Below are 18,534 nucleotides of genomic sequence, written 5' to 3'. Positions count from 1 at the left end.
AGGGTCCGCACAGCCGCTCCGGCTTCGCTGGGGCCATGACCGACCACCGCCCTGATCACCGCCCCGACACCGACGGCCTCGAGGACCACGACCTCGGCCTCTCCCACGACCTGCCGCGCATCCTCGGCCGCCGCCGGATCCTCGGCCTCGCTGGCGGGGTCGGCGTCGCGGCCGCCCTGGTCGCCTGCGGCACCGACGACGGCGTCGACCTGACCGCGGCGGGGCAGCGGCCGGAGCCGCCCGCCGGGGTCGGCGGCGGTCCGGGCGGGCCGGGTGGCGGGTCCGGCGGCGCGGCGTCGGACGTCGAGGTCGCCGAGGGCGAGATCCCCGAGGAGACCGCCGGGCCCTACCCGGGCGACGGCTCGAACGGCGCCAACGTCCTGACCGAGTCCGGGGTGGTGCGCAGCGACCTCACCACGAGCTTCGGCTCCGCCTCGGGCACCGCCGAGGGCGTCCCGGTGACGATCCGGCTCCGGGTGCAGGACCTCTCCGGCGAGAACGTCGCCCCGCTGGCCGGCGCGGCGGTCTACCTGTGGCACTGCGACCGCGACGGCGAGTACTCGATGTACTCGGAGTCCATCGCCGAGGAGAACTACCTGCGCGGCGTGCAGGAGACCGACGCCGCCGGCCGCGTGGAGTTCACCAGCATCTTCCCCGCCTGCTACGACGGCCGCTGGCCGCACATGCACTTCGAGGTCTACTCCTCGCTGGCGTCCGCCACGACGTACTCCAACAAGATGCGCACCTCCCAGCTCGCGCTGCCCGAGGACGTGTGCCGCGAGGTCTACGCGACCGAGGGCTACGAGCAGAGCGTCACCAACCTCGAGCGCGTCACCCTCGACTCCGACAACGTCTTCTCCGACGGGCACTCGCTGCAGCTGGCGCGGGCCACCGGGTCGGTCGAGGAGGGCTACGTGGTCAGCCTCAACGTCCCGGTCTGAGCCGTCCGCGGATGTGGCCGGCCCGGCCCCCGGTGGGAGGATGGAGCGCGTGCCTTCCGTCCTTCCCGCCGGTGACCCGGTGCCCGAGGACGGCACCCTCCCCGAGGAGTCGCTCGCGCGGCTGGGGGAGCGTCCCTTCGGCTTCTACGTGCACGTGCCGTTCTGCACCGTGCGCTGCGGCTACTGCGACTTCAACACCTACACCGCCTCCGAGCTCGGGGCGGGTCCGGGCGGGATCTCGCGCAGCTCCTACGCCGCGGCTGCGGTCCAGGAGGTACGTCGCGCGCGGCGCGTGCTCGGCGACCGGGGCCTGCCGGTGGAGACGGTGTTCCTGGGCGGCGGCACCCCGACGCTGCTGAGCCCCGCCGACCTCGGGTCGGTGCTCACCGCGATCGACGAGGAGTTCGGCCTCGTCCCGGGCGCCGAGGTGACCACCGAGGCCAACCCCGACAGCGTCGACCTCGGCTACCTCGACGGCCTCCGGGCTGCCGGGTTCACCCGCGTCTCGATCGGCATGCAGTCGGCGGTGCCGCACGTGCTCCGCGTGCTCGACCGCACCCACGACCCGCTCCGCGTCCCGGCCGCCGTGGAGTGGGCCCGGGCGGCCGGCTTCGACCAGGTCAGCCTCGACCTCATCTACGGCACGCCGGGGGAGTCCCTCGACGACTGGGCGACCTCGCTGGACGCCGCACTGGCCTGCGCGCCCGACCACGTCTCGGCGTACGCGCTGATCGTCGAGGAGGGCACCGCCCTGGCCCGGCAGGTGCGCCGTGGCGAGGTGCCGATGCCCGACGACGACGACCTGGCCGACAAGTACCTCCTCGCCGACGAGCGGATGTCGGCCGCCGGCCTGGGCTGGTACGAGGTCTCGAACTGGAGCCGCGACCAGGCATCGCGGTGCCACCACAACGAGCTGTACTGGACCGGCGCCGACTGGTGGGGCGTCGGGCCGGGTGCCCACTCCCACGTGGGCGGGACCCGCTGGTGGAACGTCAAGCACCCCGCGGCGTACGGCGACCGGATCGCGGCCGGGCTCAGCCCCGCCCACGCCCGCGAGGTGCTGGAGCCCGAGGACCAGCGCGTCGAGCGGGTGCTGCTCGAGCTGCGCCTCGCCGACGGCCTGGACCGTGCCGTCCTCGACGCGGCCGGGAACGCAGCAGTCCCCGACCTCGTGCGCCGGGGACTGCTGGTGGAGCGAGGGGACCGGCTGGTGCTCACCCGCGACGGACGGCTGCTCGCCGACGCCGTGGTGCGTGACCTGCTCGGGTGAGCCTCAGCTGACCATCCGGATCGTCAGCGGGTAGCGGTACAGCTCGCCGTTGCTCGCTTTGACCGAGCCGATGATCGTCAGCACCAGCCACGCGATGCCGACGATCGGCAGCAGCAGGAAGCCGATCAGCACGAAGACCAGGACGAACGACACGAGCCCGTAGATCAGGATCGAGAGCTGGAAGTTCAGCGACTCCACGGCCTGCGCGCGGACGTAGCCGGACTGGTTGCCCTTGACGAGCATCACCAGCAGCGGGCCGAGGAACGCCATCGCCACGAAGGCGCCGATCAGGGCCGACCAGTGGGCGGCGCCGCCCCAGGTGCGCTCGTCGGGGTTCATCGGGCCGCCGCCCTGGTAGGGCTGGTACGGCGGCTGGCCGCCCGGTGGCTGCTGGCCCCACTGCGGCTGTCCCCACTGCGGTGCGGGCTGCTGGCCGTACGGCTGCTGGCCGTAGGGCTGCTGTCCGTGGGGCGGCCGGTCGGCCGGGTCCTGGGACGGCGGCGGGCCGTAGGGGTCGCTCACGGTTGCTCCTCGGTGACGAAGTCGATCAGTTCCTCGACCCTACCCAGCAGCGCGGGCTCGCAGTCACCGAACGAGTGCACCTTGGAGAGGATGTGCTTCCAGGCACGCGCGATGTCGGCCTGGTCACGGTGGGGCCAGCCCAGCTGCTGGCACACGCCCTTCTTCCACTCCAGGTGGCGGGGGACGTCCGGCCAGGCATCCAGGCCGAGCCGCTCGGGCTTGACGGCCGCCCAGATGTCGATGAACGGGTGGCCGACGATCAGCACGTGCTTGCCGACCGGCGTGCGACGGACGGCGTCGGCGATCCGGCTCTCCTTGGACCCCTTGACGAGGTGGTCGACGAGCACGCCGACGCGCCGGTTCGGGCCGGGTCGGAAGTCGCGCAGCTGCTCGGAGAGGTCGTCGATGCCGTCGAGGTACTCGACCACGACGCCCTCGATGCGCAGGTCGTCGCCCCAGACCTTCTCGACGAGCTCGGCGTCGTGGCGGCCCTCGACGAAGATCCGGCTGGCGCGCGCGACCCGGGCCTTGGCGTCGCGCACCGCGATCGATCCCGACGCGGTGCGCGTCGGTCTGGCCGGCGCCGTCCGACGGACCGGGGCCGTGAGGATCACGGGCTTGCCCTCGAGCAGGAACCCGGCCCCGAGCGGGAAGGTGCGGCGGCGGTCGCGCCGGTCCTCGAGGGTGACGGTGTGCAGGTCGCGGTCGACGGCGACGATCTCGCCGACCCAGTCGGTGCTGACCTCCTCCACGACGGCCCCGATCTCGGCGGGCGCCTCGACGGCGCGGCCGCGCTTCGGGGCGCGCCAGTCGGTGGAGAGGACGTCGGGTCCGTAGCGGTCGGTCACCCGACCGACGCTAGGCGGGCCCGCCGACGCTCGCGCGCACGGCGCGCCGGGGTCAACCGTCCTGTGACGTGCCCGACCCGTCCTGGGCGCCGCCCTGCTCCGGCGCCTGCTCCCGGGCCTGCTCCTGGTCGGTGTGCTTGCCGTCCTCGAGGAGGTCGCCGGCGGTCTCGCCGGGATCGAGCCCCTCGGCGAGCGGGTTGTCCTCGCCGGGCTGGAGGTCCTCGGGCAGCTGGTCGTCGCCGATGCCGGTCGCGTCCCGGCCGGCGTCCTCGGGGGTGGGCTCGCTCATGGCGGCCCGTTACCCGGATCAGATCAGCGGCAAGCGCCGCTGGCTGCGCGGCAGCTGGGCGTAGGCGCGCGCCACCGCGGTAGCCACGTGCTCGCGCGGCCAGGGCCACTCGGCGGCGTCGAGCGCCTCGCCGAGGGGCACCCCGCGGGTCGCCAGGTCGCGTGCGGTCTCGGCCAGCACGCCGATGGTGTTGCGCTGCTCCTCGACGAACTCGCGGTCGACGACCGGTCCGTGCCCCGGCACGACGACGGAGGTCGCCGTGGTCAGCCCGAGCACGATGTCGAGGCTCAGCGGCCAGTCCATCGGCCAGGAGTCCTCGCCGAACGACGGCGGGGCCGAGGACTCCACGAGGTCGCCGGCCACCAGCACGTCGGCGTCGGGCACGCGGAGCACGAGGTCGCCCGAGGTGTGGCCGCGGCCGGGGTGCACCAGCTCGAGGGCGCGGTCGCCGAGGTCGAGGACCCGGGCGGAGGAGAAGGTGTGGTCGGGCGGCACGACGGTGCTGGCGAGGAGCTCGTCGCGGTGCTCCTCGTCGGTCCCGGCCTGCTCCTCGAGCGCGGCGACCGCGCCCCGCTCCAGCTCGGCGAGCGCCTCCTCGTGGGCGTGCACCGGGACCTCGGGCCAGACCTCCCGGAACGCCTCGTTGCCCAGGAGGTGGTCGAGGTGCCAGTGGGTGTTGACGACCGCCACGACCTCACCGGCGCCGAGGGCGCGCACGTCGCGAATCAGCTCGCGGCCCGCGGCGGTGGAGGCGTGGGTGTCGACGACCACCAGCCCGCGCTCGCCGCCGACGACGGTCGTGGTCACGTCGTACCAGGGGCGACGGGTCACCCAGACGCGGTCGGCGATCTCGGTGAAGGTCACTCGGGGAGCCTAGGTGCACCTGCCCCGGGCGTGCCCCGGGCTCTCGGTCAGCACATGCCGTGGTGCAGCTCGCGGCGCAGCATGTCGCCGAGCTCGGCGGTGGTGCGCGCCGCGCGGGGGAAGTGCAGCACGGTGCGGTCGGCCCCCTCGGGGCCCACCCACTGCACCTCGACCCGGTCGGCGCGCAGGTCCGCCAGCGCCACGCCGACGACGTCGCCCATCCGGGTGCCGGTCGTGGTGGAGACCGCGCGGCGCAGCTCCTCCTGGTGGTGGCTGTTGGCGTGCTCGACCGAGCGCTGGAGGTAGCCGCGGTTGAGCTGGTGCTCGCCGGCGCGGAAGCTGGCCACGTCGACCCGCAGCTGCTGCTCTGCGCCGGCACCCCGCCGGCCCAGGGCGACGAGGTCCGGCTCCAGGGCGACGACGTCGCGGGGGTCCCCGCAGCACTCGCAGGTCTCCCGGCCGCGGACGACCAGGCGCCCGGCGATGCTCAGCGTGGCCTCGCGGTCCTCCGAGCCGGGGCGGCCCAGCCCGCTGTGCACGGTGAGCAGGGCGCGGCGACCGGCGGCCGCCACCACGGCGAGGTCGGAGCCGAGCGCGGTGGAGAACGTCGGCTCGCCTCCGCAGTCCTGCATGCCCGTGCCCTCGGCCTCCGGACCCTCCAGGACGTCGGGGGCGCCGTCGACGACCAGGTGGACGCTCGCGGGACAGGAGAGGATGCTGCGGGCGGCGGCCGCGAGGCGGCTCGGGTCGTGGCGCGTGGTGCTGCTCGGGACGACGGTCATGGTGCTCCCTCGGCAGGGCCGGCGGTGGGTGACTTAGGTGAGCCTAACCTATGCGTCGGTAGTGGCTCTCGGGGAAGGCGACGTCTCGGTCGGCGAGACCCGAGGCGGTACCGCGGCGCGCTACAGTTGGCACTCAGTCGTGACGAGTGCCAGAGGTAGGGAGGCGACGTGCAGGAGGACCGCAGGCTCGCCGTGCTGCGGGCCATCGTCGAGGACTACGTGGCCACCGAGGAGCCGGTCGGCTCCAAGGCCCTGGTCGAGCGCCACGGGCTGGGCGTCTCGCCCGCCACGGTCCGCAACGACATGGCCGTCCTCGAGGACGAGGGCTACATCACCCAGCCGCACACCAGTGCCGGCCGGGTGCCGACGGACAAGGGCTACCGGCTCTTCGTCGACCGGTTGAGCACCGTCAAGCCGATGACCGGCGCGGAGAAGCGCGCCATCGCCTCCTTCCTCGACGGGGCGGTCGACCTCGACGACGTCGTGACCCGCTCGGTGCGGCTGCTCTCCCAGCTGACCCGCCAGGTCGCCGTGGTCCAGTACCCCACGCTCTCGCGCTCGACGGTGCGCCACGTCGAGCTCGTCGCCCTCACGCCGAACCGTCTCCTCGTCGTGCTCATCCTCAGCACCGGTCGCGTCGAGCAGCGGCTGGTCGAGCTGCCCGCCGAGCTGTCCGAGGAAGCCCTCGCCGACCTCCGTTCGCGGGTCAACCACGCCGCGACCGGCGAGGTGATCTCCGACGCCGTGCGCCGCCTTCGCGAGGCGGTGCCGGAGGTCCCCGGGGACGCCCCCGACCGCGACGACGGCGTGACCCGCGCGGTCGTCGAGACCCTCGCCGACGCGATGGAGGACCACCGCTCCGACGAGCGGATCGCCGTCGGCGGTGCCGCCAACCTCGCGCGGTACGGCGACTCCTTCGACTCCGCGGTCCGGCCGCTCCTCGAGGCGCTCGAGGAGCACGTCGTGCTGCTCCGCCTGCTCGGCGAGGCCACGACCGGTGGCGCCGTCACGGTGCGCATCGGCGCGGAGGGCCCCTACGAGCAGTTCGCCTCCACGAGCGTCGTCGCCACCGGCTACGGCCCCCGCGACGAGGCGCTCGCCACGTTGGGCATCGTCGGCCCGACCCGCATGGACTACCCGGGCACGATGTCCGCGGTGCGCGCCGTCGCCCGCTACGTCTCCCGCATCCTCGACGAGGGCTGACCGCCCCGCGTCGCGGCGTACCTCTCTCACCTCGATCACCGAAGGAACCCAGTTGAGCCAGGACCTCTACGAGCTGCTCGGAGTCGACCGCGACGCGGACGACACCGCGATCAAGAAGGCCTACCGGCGGCTGGCTCGGCAGTACCACCCCGACGTCAACCCCGACCCGGACGCGCAGGAGCGGTTCAAGGAGGTCTCCACCGCCTACGAGGTGCTCTCGGACCCGCAGAAGCGTGCGGCGTACGACCGCGGCGGCGACCCGTTCGGCGGCGGCGCGGCGGGCTTCGGCCAGGGGGCGGGCTTCTCGTTCACCGACATCATGGACGCCTTCTTCGGCGGCCAGCCCGGCGGCGCGGGCGGCGGGCGGGGCCCGCGGCCCCGCGTGCGCCGCGGCCAGGACGCGCTGATCCGGCTCGAGGTCGACCTCGCCGAGGCGGCGTTCGGCGTGACCCGCGAGATCAAGGTCGACACCGCGGTGCTCTGCACCACCTGCCACGGCGACGGTGCCGCGCCGGGCAGCCACCCCGTGCCCTGCGAGACCTGCCGCGGCCAGGGCGAGGTCGCCCAGGTCCAGCGCTCGTTCCTCGGCGAGATCCGCACGCTGCGCCCGTGCGCGGCCTGCCGCGGCTTCGGCACGATCATCCCCGAGCCGTGCCGGGAGTGCTCCGGTGACGGCCGCGTCCGCTCGCGCCGCACCCTGACGGTCAAGATCCCCGCCGGCGTCGACACCGGCACCCGCGTCCAGCTGGCCGAGCAGGGCGAGGTCGGCCCCGGCGGCGGCCCCGCCGGCGACCTGTACGTCGAGATCCAGGTCGCGGCGCACCCCGTCTTCACCCGGCACGGCAACGACCTGCACTGCACCGTCACCGTCCCGATGACCGCCGCCGCGCTCGGCACCTCGCTGACGCTGCCCACGCTCGAGGCCGACGTCGAGCAGGGCGCCGACTCCGGGGTGGAGACCGAGTTCGCCCTCGAGATCCCGGCCGGGACCCAGTCGGGCACCGAGCAGGTGCTGCGCGGTCGCGGCGTGCCCGGGCTGCGCGGCGGTCGCGGCGACCTCGTCGTCTCGGTCGCGGTGGAGACCCCGCAGCGGCTCGACCCCCGCCAGGAGGAGCTGCTGCGCGAGCTGGCCGCGATCCGTGGCGAGGAGACCCCGACCGGCCAGGTCAAGCCCGGATCGAAGTCGTTCTTCGGGCGGCTGCGCGACGCCTTCGACGGTCACTGATGTCGCTCCCGGTCCACCTCGTCCCGACGCTGGCCGGGGTCGGCGCCGGGGCCACCGTGACGGTCGAGGGCGACGAGGCGCACCACGCCGTCGCCGTGCGCCGGATGCGGGTGGGGGAGCCGCTGGTCCTCACCGACGGCTCCGGCACGTCGGTCACCGGCGAGGTCGCCTCGACCGGCAAGCGCGTCCTGGACGTGCGGGTGAGCGACGTGCGCCGCGTCGAGGCGCCGTCGCCGTCGGTGGTCGTGGTCCAGGCGCTGCCCAAGGGGGAGCGCGGCGAGCTGGCGGTCGAGGTGCTCACCGAGATCGGGGCGACGACGATCGTGCCGTGGGCGGCCTCGCGCTCGGTGGCGGTCTGGAAGGGCGAGCGCGCCGCGAAGTCGTTGACCAAGTGGCGCTCGACCGCCCGTGAGGCGGCCAAGCAGGCCCGGCGCTCGTGGTTCCCCGAGGTCGCCGAGCTCGCCTCGACGGCGGAGGTCGTGCGCCTGGTCGCCGACGCCTCGCTCGCCGTCGTGCTGCACGAGGAGGCCGCCGTGCCGCTCGCCGCGCTCCGGGTGCCGAACGACGGCTCGATCGTCGTCGTGGTCGGCCCGGAGGGTGGGCTGACCGAGGAGGAGGTCGCGGTCTTCACCGCGGCCGGCGCCTCCTCGGTGCGGATGGGCGCCGAGGTCCTGCGCACCTCCACCGCCGGCGTCGCCGCCGTCGCCGCGCTCCTGTCGCGGACCTCGCGCTGGGGCTGAGCCCCCGCTACCCCACGACGATCGTCTTGCTGTCCTCGGTCGGCCCGCCGCCCTCGCCGCCGGAGGGGTCGTCGGTCATCGCGACGAAGGTGTAGGTGCCCGGGTCGAGGCGCGACACGTCGACCTCGCTCTCCCAGGGGTAGAGCTTGTCCATCCAGCCCTCGGCGGTCGCGAACCCGTCGAGCACGACCTCCCCGCCGCCGTCGCGCACCTGCCACGGGACGGTCGCCTCGAACGACGACGCGACGCCCGCGGCGGTGAACGTGTCGCCGACCGTCGCGCCCTCCTCGGGGCCGCTGACGCTGACCAGCGCGAGGACCTCCAGCGGCGCCGCCTGGGTGATGTCCCCGTCGATGCCGAACAGCGCCACGGGCGTGCCGCTGCCGTCGACCACGCGCACGGGCAGGCGCTGTTGCTCGACGCCCTGGAGGGTGTAGACGAGCTGCTGGGCGGCCAGGCGCGCGCCGTTCGCGGAGAGCCCGCCGCGCGCGGACCAGGAGTCGTCGTCGACCTGCGCGACGAACGCGCCGTCCTGGACCGACACGGAGCCGAACGTGCCCTCGGGCCACAGCGACCGGTAGTCGGGGTCCAGCGCGTCGCCGGTGGTGAGCAGCTCGGCGGCCTCGGTCAGCGGGTCCCCGCTGACGCGGCGGAACTCGCGGTAGAGGCGCACGCCCTGCGGCGTCTCGCCGGCGAAGTAGACCGGCACGGTGGTCTCCGGGCCGCCGTCGCTCCCGCTGCCGCCGTCACCCTCCGTGGGGCTCGCGCTCGCGCTCGCGCTCGCGGTCGGCGTCGCGCTGGCGCTGGGCTCCTCCGAGGCGGCGCTCGTGCCGCCCGCGGGCGTGGGGTCGTCCGTGGCGGTGTCGTCCTCGCCGCACGCCGCGAGGGTGAGTGCGAGGGCGGAGGTGGTCAGCAGGGCGGTGATCCGCAGGCGGGCGTCCATGGGGTCATCCTCCCGGTCGGGGGCCGTCGTGCCGGTGAGACGCGCGCGGGTCGGCGCTAGGTTGCGTGCATGAGCGATGCGGACTGCCTGTTCTGCAAGATCGTCGCCGAGGAGGTGCCGGCCGAGGTCGTGCACGTCACCGAGCGCACCGTCGCCTTCCGCGACATCAACCCCCAGGCGCCGACCCACGTGCTGGTCGTGCCCCGGGACCACTACGCGAACGCCGCGGCCCTGGCCGCCGGCGACCCGGTCGCCTCCGCGGAGCTGGTGACGGCGGCGGCGGCGATCGCCACGGCCGAGGGGCACGAGGACTACCGGCTCGTCTACAACACCGGCGCCGGTGTCGGGCAGACGGTCTTCCACACCCACCTGCACGTGCTTGCCGGCCGGTCGATGACCTGGCCCCCTGGCTGAGCGTTCCGTCGGCGGAGCGCTGCCGGGCGCTACCGGTAGCCGACCAGGGTCGGCGTCGCCGTCAGCACCCGCAGCCCGACCGGCGCCCCCGGGATGGTCACCGTGCCGCTCACCGGCTGCCACGGCCCGCTGTCGACGCTGAACTCTGCGGCGTACGTCGTGTCCACGCTCGGCGCCACCCGCCCCGCCCGCCGGTAGTCGTGGGTCACCTGGAGGTCGGGGTACGGCGCACCCGGCTCGCTCGTCGTGCTGGTCGTCCCGTCCCCGAAGCTCCACGTGTAGCTCGTCGGCCAGATCCGCAGGTCGACCCGCCGCCCCAGCAGGCTGACGCTCCGCGTCAGCTCCCCGCGCTCGGTCCAGAAGTTCGTGGCGAAGTTGACGAGCGTGCGGCCGTTCGCGGGTTGCACCTGCAGCGTCGCCGGTGGGAGCGGCAGGCGGCGGAAGGCGGCGGCGACCATTCCGGGGGTTAGTTGAGGTGTTGGGTTGGCTTGATCGCCGGGTGCCGCGCAGAACTCGAACGGGTCGAGGCCGATACTGATAGCCGATCGAACGCAAACGGCGTCCAGGTCGGAATCACGTGGAGGCAATGGCCCATCCGGCTCACCTGCCGAACTTGCAGTGGGTGGATTCGACGTGCAGACGTAGTGGCTGCTAACCGTCGCCATGCCCTGAACAAGGACGACCTCTTCGACGTAGCCGCAGCCCGCGTAGGCCGGGTCCGCGGCGACGAAGAGTCCAGTGACCATAAACAGAAGCGCCATCGCCATCCGAGTCATGACAAGTACCCGATGAAATCCACCAGCCAGATCTCATCTGCACGCACCAGTCGGAAGACTGCTATGTGCTTCTCCTCTCCATACCGCACCGGCTCGGCGCCGGCCGACGGTGTAGTGCTGCCGCTGGCGTAGATCAGGGCGGTGTCGATCTCGATCTGGCCGCGACCCTCTCGCTTGATATTCGTGCCAGCTACTCGCCACCCGGGCGTATCGAACTCGCCTCCCTCGGCGTGAACTGTCTTAATCGGCCGCAGCAAGTCCTCGCAGGTCTTGCAAGACGGTGAGCTGAGCTTCCGGACGGCGGTTGTATTGCCTTCCTCTAGCGCCTCGTTGCGAGCCTCCACCCAGGCGCGGACCACACCCTCCGGTCCTAGCCCGGACGCATGTCCTGAAGGTGATGCAGTTGCAGGGGAGTTCAATGCCGACGGTTCCGGCGCGACCTTGGGCTCCGGGTCGTCCGAGCACCCGGAGAGCACGAGCGCGACGGACAGCGCGAGGGCGGCGGGGAGTCGGTGCGGCATGACGTGGTCCTTCCCGAGACAGCAGCGCCCAGACCGAGGCGCCCGAAACGGACGATAACCACGTTCCGGTGCGCTGGCGACCGTCCGGAACCGCCTTGTGGACGGGAGCGACGGAGGCTCTCGGAACGCCTGTCACGACCGTCCCACCTGCCACAACCTCGACGACCAGAATCGCGCAATTGAGCGATTGCGACGCCTGGAAGCGCTTCCAACCCGTCGCAACCGCGCAATTGAACGATTACGGCGGCCCGAGACCCGCACGGCAGCCTCAGAACAGCTGAAGCACCCGCACCACGGCGAACACCACGGGCAGGCCGAAGACGACGAGCATCACCCAGGCGGTGATCCGGTGCCGGCGGTTGGAGGAGTCGAGCCGGCTGGCGAAGTCCAGCAGCGCGCCGTCGGGGACGTGGTGGGTCAGGCCCATGCGGCGGGCGTCCGGCGGGAGGTGCAGGCCGGCCTCCCAGTACGGCGGGGTGTCGTCGTCGTGGTCGTCGTCGTGCCCGTCGCCGTGGCCCTCGGCGTCGTCGCCGAGGTCACGCGGGTCGACGGGAACAGGGGGCACGCCCTCGACGCTACGCCCGGTGCACAGAACCAGTGCACAGATCTCGCTGGGGAGCGCCGAGCCGCTCCCGTAGCATGGCCAGGCACCCACCGTCGACGAAAGGCCGCCCGGACCGGGCATCCATGACTGACAGCCAGACCCACACCACGCGGCACACCGTCGTGGTCCCGAACAGCATCAACATGGTGAGCCTCCTCGGTCCCGGCGACGAGCACCTCGCGCTGATCGAGCAGGCCTTCGACGCGGACGTGCACGTCCGCGGCAACCGGATCACCCTGTACGGCGAGCCGGGCGAGGTCGCGCTGGCCGAGCGGCTGCTCGACGAGCTGGTGACGATCATCCGCACCGGCCAGGGCGTCACGGGCGAGACCGTCGAGCGCGTGCTGGCGATGCTGCGCGCCGAGACGACCGAGCGCCCGGCGGACGTGCTGAGCCTCAACATCCTCAGCAACCGCGGCCGGTCGATCCGCCCGAAGACGCTGAACCAGAAGCGCTACGTCGACTCCATCGACAAGCACACGATCACGTTCGGCATCGGCCCGGCGGGCACGGGCAAGACCTACCTCGCCATGGCCAAGGCCGTGCAGGCCCTGCAGAGCAAGAACGTCAACCGGATCATCCTCACCCGCCCGGCCGTCGAGGCCGGCGAGCACCTCGGCTTCCTGCCGGGCACGCTGAGCGAGAAGATCGACCCGTACCTGCGGCCGCTCTACGACGCGCTGCACGACATGATGGACCCCGAGACGATCCCGAAGCTGCTGGCCGCCGGGACGATCGAGGTGGCGCCGCTGGCGTACATGCGCGGCCGCACGCTCAACGACTCCTTCATCATCCTCGACGAGGCGCAGAACACCACGCCCGAGCAGATGAAGATGTTCCTCACCCGCCTCGGCTTCGGCTCCAAGGTCGTCGTCACCGGCGACATCACCCAGACCGACCTCCCCGGCGGGGTCCGGTCCGGGCTGCGGATCGTCGAGGGCATCCTCGACGGGGTCGAGGACATCTCCTTCAACCGCCTCTCCAGCCACGACGTCGTCCGGCACCGCCTGGTCGGCAAGATCGTGGCGGCGTACGACGAGTTCGACGCCGAGCGGGAGCGCACCAGCGAGCAGCGGGCCAAGGACGCGAGCCGGTGAGCATCGAGGTCCTCGACGAGTCCGGCCACGAGCTGGACGTGCGGTGGCTGGCCGACCTCAGCCGGTTCGTGATGGACCGGATGCGCGTCCACCCCATGGCCGAGCTGTGCATCAAGGCGGTCGACGAGGCCACCATCGCCGAGCTCAACGAGCAGTGGATGGAGAAGGAGGGGCCGACCGACGTCCTCGCCTTCCCGATGGACGAGCTGCGCCCCGGCCTGGTCGACGAGGAGCCCGAGGAGGGCGTCCTCGGTGACCTCGTGCTCTGCCCGGAGATCGCCGAGAAGCAGGGGGAGACCGCCGGTCACGGCAAGGCCGCCGAGATCGAGCTGCTCACCGTGCACGGCATCCTGCACCTGCTCGGCTACGACCACGCCGAGCCCGAGGAGCACCGGGAGATGTTCGGCCTGCAGGACGAGATCCTGAAGGAGTGGCGCTCCCGGTGAACGCCGAGGACCTCTGGCTGCTGGTCACGGCGGCCGGCCTGGTCGTGCTCGCGGGACTCTTCTCCGCCGTCGACGCCGGCATCAGCGCGTTCTCGCGCGCCCGCGCCGAGGAGCTGGTGGGGGAGGAGCGCGCCGGCGCCAAGCGGCTGCTGGCCCTGCTCGACGACCCGGTCCGCTACCTCAACACCGCGCTCTTCCTGCGCATGCTGTGCGAGGTCGCCGCGATCGTGCTGGTCACCCTGCAGATCGACGACGGGCTCGACGGCGCGTGGTGGGCCAGCGTGCTCATCACCATCGGCGTGATGCTGGTCGTGAGCTTCGTCGTCATCGGCGTGGCACCCCGCACCCTGGGCCGCCAGCACTCCGAGACCGTCGCGCTCTTCTCGGCCGGCCCGCTGATGGCGGTCAGCCGGGTGCTCGGCCCGCTGCCGCGGCTGCTGATCGTCGTCGGCAACGCGCTGACGCCGGGCCGCGGCTTCCGCGAGGGGCCGTTCTCCACCGAGACCGAGCTGCGCGAGCTGGTCGACCTCGCCGAGGCCTCCGCGGTCATCGAGTCGGGGGAGCGGCGGATGATCCACTCGGTCTTCGAGCTCGGTGACACGACCGCCCGCGAGGTCATGGTGCCGCGCAACGACGTGGTCTACGTCGAGCGCCACAAGAACCTGCGCCAGACGCTCTCGCTCTTCCTGCGCTCCGGGTTCTCCCGGGTGCCGGTCATCGACGAGAACCTCGACAACATCGTCGGCTTCGCCTACCTCAAGGACGTCGTCCGCCGCGACTTCGAGGCACCCGAGGTGGAGTTCACCCAGCGCATCGACGAGGTCATGCGCCCGGTCTCCTGGGTTCCGGAGTCCAAGCCGGTCGACGCGCTGCTCTCGGAGATGCAGGCCAACCGCCAGCACATCGCGGTCGTCGTCGACGAGTACGGCGGCACCGCCGGCATCATCACGATCGAGGACCTGCTCGAGGAGATCGTCGGGGAGATCACCGACGAGTACGACGAGGAGCAGGTCGAGACCGAGCGGCTCGAGGGCGCCGAGGGCTGGCGGGTCTCCTCGCGCTACCCCGTCGACGACCTCGACGAGCTCTTCGGCTTCGACGTCGAGGAGGAGGACGTCGACAGCGTCGGCGGCCTGATGGCCAAGCACCTGGGCCGGGTGCCGATCCCCGGCTCGGTCGTGGTGGCGCACGGTCTGCGTTTCGAGGCAGAGGGGCCGTCGGGCCGTCGCAACAAGGTCGCGACCGTCCGGATCCTGCAGGTCAGCGACGCCGATCCCGACGAGGACACCCCGGAGGACGAGTGAGCGACCCCACCGACCAGCCCAGCGCGGAGGACCGCAAGCTGGTGACCCTCGCCCGGGCCACCCGGGCCCGCACCAGCGCCGCGGAGGGCGCCGCCGTGCGCGACGCGGACGGCCGCACGTACGCCGCGGCGACCGTCGACCTGCCCTCCCTGCAGGTCTCCGCGCTCGGCGTGTGCGTCGCCATGGCCGTCGCCTCGGGCGCCACCGGGCTCGAGGCCGCCGTCGTCCTCACCGACGCCGACGCGGTGGCCGAGGGGGACCTCGGGGCGCTGCGCGACCTCGGCGGCGCGGGCGTGGTCGTCCACCGGGGCGACCCCCGCGGGACGCTCCTCGCGACCGCCACGACCTGAGCCCGTGACCGCCGAGGAGCAGGCGCTGCTAGCCGCGGTCGAGGCACGGTTCGCGGTCCTCGGCGCGGGCACCCCGCCCTGGGACGACCCGCACCCGGGCGCGGAGTCGCCGGCCGAGGAGGAGTACTCCCGGCTGCTGGACCCCGCCAAGTACCGCATCCTGGCCGCCCGGGCCCGTGCCTGGACCGAGGTCCTCGTCGCGGCACGGCTGGCGCGCGTCGAGGAGGTGGCCGAGCCAGCGGTGCTCGCCTGCCACCCGACGACGCCCCTGGAGCGATCCTGGTGGCTGCGGCCCGTGCGTGCCGGCGCGCTGCCGCTCCTGGTCGGCCTGCGCAGCATGGACGGCGTCACCGAGACCGTCGCCGAGCTGTGGGCGGCCGAGCCCCCGGTGCTCGTCACCGTCGTGCCCGACTGCGGCTGCGACGCCTGCGACGAGGGCTCGGCGGGCTACCTCACCGAGCTCGACGAGCACGTCCTGCACGTCGTCCGCGGCGGGTTCGTGCGGGTCGAGCTTCCCGGCGGGTCGCACGCGACCAGCGACCCGAACGGCTGCTCGGCGAGCGGCTTCAGCATCCCCGACGACTACGTCGCCGAGGTCGAGCGCGCCCGGGCCGGCACGTCGCCGTACCCCAGCACCTCCGGCCGGTCCTGGTTCGCGCCCGACGGGCCCGAGGCGGCCGTCGTGACGCCCGCCACCGCCTGACCCGGGCCGAAGGACCCTCGCGCAGAACGCCCGCGCACCGGAGTAACTTGTTGCCCGTGACAACCGTCAACGCCTGGCAGCAGCACGCCGAGGCGGTCGACCGGCTGCGCGCGTCGTACGCCGCGATCCCGGCCGGTGCCCCGGTGCGGCTGGCCAAGCAGACCTCGAACCTCTTCCGGCCGCGCGCCACCACGACCGGCCCCGGCCTGGACGTCAGCGGCCTCACCGGCGTCATCGCCGTCGACCCCGTCGCCCGCACGGCCGACGTGCAGGGCATGTGCACCTACGAGGACCTGGTCGACGCCACCCTGCCGCACGGGCTGACGCCCTACGTCGTGCCGCAGCTGCGCACGATCACGCTGGGCGGCGCGGTGACCGGTCTCGGCATCGAGTCCACGAGCTTCCGCAACGGCCTGCCGCACGAGTCGGTGCTCGAGATGGACGTGTTCACCGGCGCGGGCGAGGTGGTCACCGCGCGGCCCGGAGACGAGTTGTTCGACGCCTTCCCGAACTCCTACGGCTCGCTCGGCTACGCCACCCGGCTGCGGATCGAGCTCGAGCCGGTGCCGTCCTACGTGGCGCTGCGCCACGTTCGCTTCGACGACGCCGCAGCCCTGGCCGCGGCGGTCGAGGACATCGTGGCGACCCGCGAGCACGACGGCGTCCGGGTCGACGGCCTCGACGGCGTGGCGTTCTCGCCCGACGAGCTCTACCTGACCCTGGCGACGTGGCAGGAGGAGCCCGGGCCGACCAGCGACTACACCGGCCAGGACGTCTTCTACCGCAGCATCCAGCAGCGGGAGACCGACCTGCTGACGACCTACGACTACCTGTGGCGCTGGGACACCGACTGGTTCTGGTGCTCGGGGGCGTTCGGCGCGCAGCACCCGGTCGTGCGCCGGGTGTGGCCGCGCCGCTGGCGCCGGTCGGACGTCTACCACCGGCTCGTGGCGCTCGAGCGGCGCTACGGCGTGGTCGACCGGCTCGACCGCCGGGCCGGTCGCCCCCAGCGCGAGCGCGTCATCCAGGACGTCGAGGTGCCGGTCGGGCGCCTCGCGGACTTCCTGTCGTGGTTCGACGAGGCCGTCGGCATGCGCCCGGTGTGGCTGTGCCCCCTCGTCGCCAAGCGCGACTGGTCCACCTACCCCCTCGAGGCCGGCGCGACGTACGTCAACGCGGGTTTCTGGGGAACGGTGCACGTGGGCCCCGAGGCACCCGAGGGTCCGCTCAACCGGGCCATCGAGGAGGAGGTGCACGAGCTGGGCGGCCACAAGTCGCTCTACTCCGAGGCCTTCTACGACCGCGAGACCTTCGACCGGCTCTACGCCGGCGAGCACCTCGCGACGATCAAGAGCACGTACGACCCCGACAACAGGCTGACGAGCCTCTACGACAAGGTGGTGAGGAGACGGTGACCTCGATCTCGATCGGCGACGTGGTGGCGTCGCTGCTCCGTGACGGGATGCCGGTGCGGTTCGAGGCGTACGACGGGTCGGCCGCCGGCCCCGCCGACGCCGACATCCGCCTGGAGCTGAAGAACCCCCGCGGGCTGGCCTACATCATGACCGCGCCGGGCGACCTCGGCATGGCGCGCGCCTACGTCTCGGGCGACCTCGAGGTGCACGGCGTGCACCCCGGCGACCCCTACGACGCGATGACCCTGCTCATGAACCACCTGCGCTTCCGCAAGCCGAGTGCCGCCGAGGCGGTCCGGCTCGTCCGTGGGCTCGGCATCAACCACCTCAAGCCCCCGCCGCCCCCGCCGCAGGAGCACCTGCCGCGCTGGCGCCGGGTGGTCGAGGGCGTGCGGCACTCGCTCTCCCGCGACGCGGAGGTCATCAGCCACCACTACGACGTCTCCAACGCCTTCTACCGCCACGTGCTCGGCCCGTCGATGGCCTACACGTGCGCGGTCTTCCCCGACGAGTCGGCGTCGCTGGAGCAGGCGCAGGCCGAGAAGTTCGACCTGGTCGCCCGCAAGCTCGACCTCCAGCCCGGCCAGCGCCTGCTGGACGTCGGCTGCGGCTGGGGCGGCATGGTCATCCACGCCGCCAAGGAGTACGGCGTGAAGGCGCTCGGCGTCACCCTGTCGCGCGAGCAGGCGTCGTGGGCGAAGAACGCCATCGACGAGGCCGGCGTCGGCGACCTGGTCGAGGTCCGGCACTCCGACTACCGCGACGTGCTCGAGTCCGACTTCGACGCGATCAGCTCGATCGGCCTCACCGAGCACATCGGGGTGCGCAACTACCCGGCGTACTTCGGCTTCCTGCGCGACCACCTCAAGCCCGAGGGGCGGCTGCTCAACCACTGCATCACCCGGCCGCACAACCGCCCGGCGAGCACCGGCGCGTTCATCGACCGCTACGTCTTCCCCGACGGGGAGCTGACCGGCTCGGGCACGATCATCACGACCGCGCAGGACGCCGGCCTCGAGGTCATGCACGAGGAGAACCTGCGGCTCCACTACGCGATGACCCTGCGTGACTGGTGCCGCAACCTGGCCGAGAACTGGGACGCGTGCGTCGCCGAGGTCGGCGAGGGCACCGCCCGGGTGTGGGGCCTCTACATGGCCGGCTCGCGGCTGGCCTTCGAGCGCAACGAGATCCAGCTCCACCAGGTGCTGGCGGTCAACACCACCGAGGACGGCTCCGACGGATTCCCGCTGCGTCCGACGTGGTGACTAGCCTGACCC

Annotated in this window: 22 protein-coding genes; 13 read left to right on the top strand and 9 right to left on the bottom strand. The window is 72.9% G+C overall.

Annotation, left to right across the window (positions count from 1 at the left end; genetic code table 11):
• Positions 1-35 precede the first annotated feature (35 nt).
• Complete coding sequence (locus OSR43_RS14505) at positions 36-941, top strand: intradiol ring-cleavage dioxygenase (protein ID WP_302267317.1); 906 nt, start codon at positions 36-38, stop codon at positions 939-941.
• Between the two features lie 49 nt (positions 942-990).
• The gene (gene hemW / locus OSR43_RS14500) at positions 991-2,211 is read left to right on the top strand and encodes a radical SAM family heme chaperone HemW (protein ID WP_302267316.1); all 1,221 of its coding nucleotides are present in this window, start codon (positions 991-993) and stop codon (positions 2,209-2,211) included.
• 3 nt (positions 2,212-2,214) lie between these two features.
• Here hemW and OSR43_RS14495 read toward each other — a convergent pair whose 3' ends face one another.
• Genes OSR43_RS14495 through OSR43_RS14475 form a run of 5 tightly spaced genes read right to left on the bottom strand, consistent with a single transcriptional unit; the run spans position 2,215 to position 5,516 of the window.
• Entirely contained in the window at positions 2,215-2,733 is a 519-nt protein-coding gene (locus OSR43_RS14495; protein ID WP_302267315.1) for a DUF4870 domain-containing protein, read from the bottom strand.
• Positions 2,730-3,581, bottom strand: a complete 852-nt coding sequence (locus OSR43_RS14490) for a DUF3097 domain-containing protein (protein ID WP_302267314.1) — start codon at positions 3,579-3,581, stop codon at positions 2,730-2,732. The genes OSR43_RS14495 and OSR43_RS14490 overlap by 4 nt, the downstream gene beginning before the upstream one ends.
• Positions 3,582-3,633: 52 nt before the next feature.
• A complete protein-coding gene (locus OSR43_RS14485; protein ID WP_302267313.1) occupies positions 3,634-3,870 on the bottom strand; it encodes a hypothetical protein in 237 nt (78 codons plus the stop codon).
• A gap of 18 nt (positions 3,871-3,888) precedes the next feature.
• Entirely contained in the window at positions 3,889-4,734 is an 846-nt protein-coding gene (locus OSR43_RS14480; protein WP_302267312.1) for an MBL fold metallo-hydrolase, read from the bottom strand.
• Between the two features lie 47 nt (positions 4,735-4,781).
• Positions 4,782-5,516, bottom strand: a complete 735-nt coding sequence (locus OSR43_RS14475; RefSeq protein WP_302267311.1) for a hypothetical protein — start codon at positions 5,514-5,516, stop codon at positions 4,782-4,784.
• A 168-nt stretch (positions 5,517-5,684) separates the two neighbouring features.
• On the opposite strand from OSR43_RS14475, the gene hrcA reads away from it, so the two are divergent.
• Genes hrcA through OSR43_RS14460 form a run of 3 tightly spaced genes read left to right on the top strand, consistent with a single transcriptional unit; the run spans position 5,685 to position 8,684 of the window.
• Positions 5,685-6,719, top strand: a complete 1,035-nt coding sequence (hrcA, locus tag OSR43_RS14470; RefSeq protein WP_302267310.1) for a heat-inducible transcriptional repressor HrcA — start codon at positions 5,685-5,687, stop codon at positions 6,717-6,719.
• Between the two features lie 52 nt (positions 6,720-6,771).
• Positions 6,772-7,944, top strand: coding sequence for a molecular chaperone DnaJ (gene dnaJ, locus OSR43_RS14465; protein ID WP_302267309.1), 1,173 nt, complete (start codon positions 6,772-6,774; stop codon positions 7,942-7,944).
• Positions 7,944-8,684 carry a 16S rRNA (uracil(1498)-N(3))-methyltransferase gene (locus tag OSR43_RS14460; protein ID WP_302267308.1) on the top strand — a complete coding sequence of 247 codons (741 nt, stop codon included), beginning with the start codon at positions 7,944-7,946 and terminating at the stop codon, positions 8,682-8,684. The genes dnaJ and OSR43_RS14460 overlap by 1 nt, the downstream gene beginning before the upstream one ends.
• A 7-nt stretch (positions 8,685-8,691) precedes the next feature.
• On the opposite strand, the gene OSR43_RS14455 is transcribed toward OSR43_RS14460, so the two are convergent.
• Positions 8,692-9,627, bottom strand: a complete 936-nt coding sequence (locus OSR43_RS14455) for a Gmad2 immunoglobulin-like domain-containing protein (protein WP_302267307.1) — start codon at positions 9,625-9,627, stop codon at positions 8,692-8,694.
• A 69-nt stretch (positions 9,628-9,696) separates the two neighbouring features.
• Between OSR43_RS14455 and OSR43_RS14450 the strand changes: the two genes are divergently transcribed.
• On the top strand, positions 9,697-10,041 hold the full coding sequence (locus tag OSR43_RS14450; RefSeq protein ID WP_302267306.1) for an HIT domain-containing protein: 345 nt from the start codon (positions 9,697-9,699) through the stop codon (positions 10,039-10,041).
• 29 nt (positions 10,042-10,070) lie between these two features.
• Here the strand turns inward: OSR43_RS14450 and OSR43_RS14445 are convergent, their stop codons facing one another.
• From OSR43_RS14445 to OSR43_RS14435, 3 genes are all read right to left on the bottom strand, one after another.
• Positions 10,071-10,499 carry a hypothetical protein gene (locus OSR43_RS14445; RefSeq protein ID WP_302267305.1) on the bottom strand — a complete coding sequence of 143 codons (429 nt, stop codon included), beginning with the start codon at positions 10,497-10,499 and terminating at the stop codon, positions 10,071-10,073.
• A gap of 314 nt (positions 10,500-10,813) precedes the next feature.
• The gene (locus tag OSR43_RS14440; protein ID WP_302267304.1) at positions 10,814-11,338 is read right to left on the bottom strand and encodes a hypothetical protein; all 525 of its coding nucleotides are present in this window, start codon (positions 11,336-11,338) and stop codon (positions 10,814-10,816) included.
• Positions 11,339-11,606: 268 nt separating this feature from the next.
• Complete coding sequence (locus tag OSR43_RS14435) at positions 11,607-11,903, bottom strand: hypothetical protein (RefSeq protein ID WP_302267303.1); 297 nt, start codon at positions 11,901-11,903, stop codon at positions 11,607-11,609.
• Positions 11,904-12,025: 122 nt separating this feature from the next.
• Here OSR43_RS14435 and OSR43_RS14430 point away from each other — a divergent pair, with 122 nt between their 5' ends.
• Genes OSR43_RS14430 through OSR43_RS14400 form a run of 7 tightly spaced genes read left to right on the top strand, consistent with a single transcriptional unit; the run spans position 12,026 to position 18,522 of the window.
• Entirely contained in the window at positions 12,026-13,039 is a 1,014-nt protein-coding gene (locus tag OSR43_RS14430) for a PhoH family protein (RefSeq protein ID WP_302267302.1), read from the top strand.
• Positions 13,036-13,485 (top strand): rRNA maturation RNase YbeY, encoded by a 450-nt coding sequence (gene ybeY / locus OSR43_RS14425; RefSeq protein WP_302267301.1) that lies wholly within the window; start codon positions 13,036-13,038, stop codon positions 13,483-13,485. Before OSR43_RS14430 ends, ybeY begins: the two co-directional genes overlap by 4 nt.
• Positions 13,470-14,789: a hemolysin family protein gene (locus tag OSR43_RS14420; protein WP_302267300.1), complete on the top strand. Its 1,320-nt coding sequence runs from the start codon at positions 13,470-13,472 to the stop codon at positions 14,787-14,789. The genes ybeY and OSR43_RS14420 overlap by 16 nt, the downstream gene beginning before the upstream one ends.
• On the top strand, positions 14,786-15,139 hold the full coding sequence (locus OSR43_RS14415; RefSeq protein ID WP_302267299.1) for a cytidine deaminase: 354 nt from the start codon (positions 14,786-14,788) through the stop codon (positions 15,137-15,139). The genes OSR43_RS14420 and OSR43_RS14415 overlap by 4 nt, the downstream gene beginning before the upstream one ends.
• A gap of 4 nt (positions 15,140-15,143) precedes the next feature.
• Positions 15,144-15,842, top strand: coding sequence for a DUF6226 family protein (locus OSR43_RS14410; protein ID WP_302267298.1), 699 nt, complete (start codon positions 15,144-15,146; stop codon positions 15,840-15,842).
• Between the two features lie 56 nt (positions 15,843-15,898).
• Positions 15,899-17,257 (top strand): FAD-binding oxidoreductase, encoded by a 1,359-nt coding sequence (locus OSR43_RS14405; RefSeq protein ID WP_302267297.1) that lies wholly within the window; start codon positions 15,899-15,901, stop codon positions 17,255-17,257.
• Positions 17,254-18,522: a class I SAM-dependent methyltransferase gene (locus tag OSR43_RS14400; protein WP_367891497.1), complete on the top strand. Its 1,269-nt coding sequence runs from the start codon at positions 17,254-17,256 to the stop codon at positions 18,520-18,522. Before OSR43_RS14405 ends, OSR43_RS14400 begins: the two co-directional genes overlap by 4 nt.
• The last annotated feature ends 12 nt before the right edge of the window (positions 18,523-18,534 follow it).

The organism is Nocardioides sp. Arc9.136, from assembly GCF_030506255.1.
Lineage (GTDB): Bacteria > Actinomycetota > Actinomycetes > Propionibacteriales > Nocardioidaceae > Nocardioides.
This window is presented reverse-complemented; position numbering and strand designations above follow the sequence as displayed.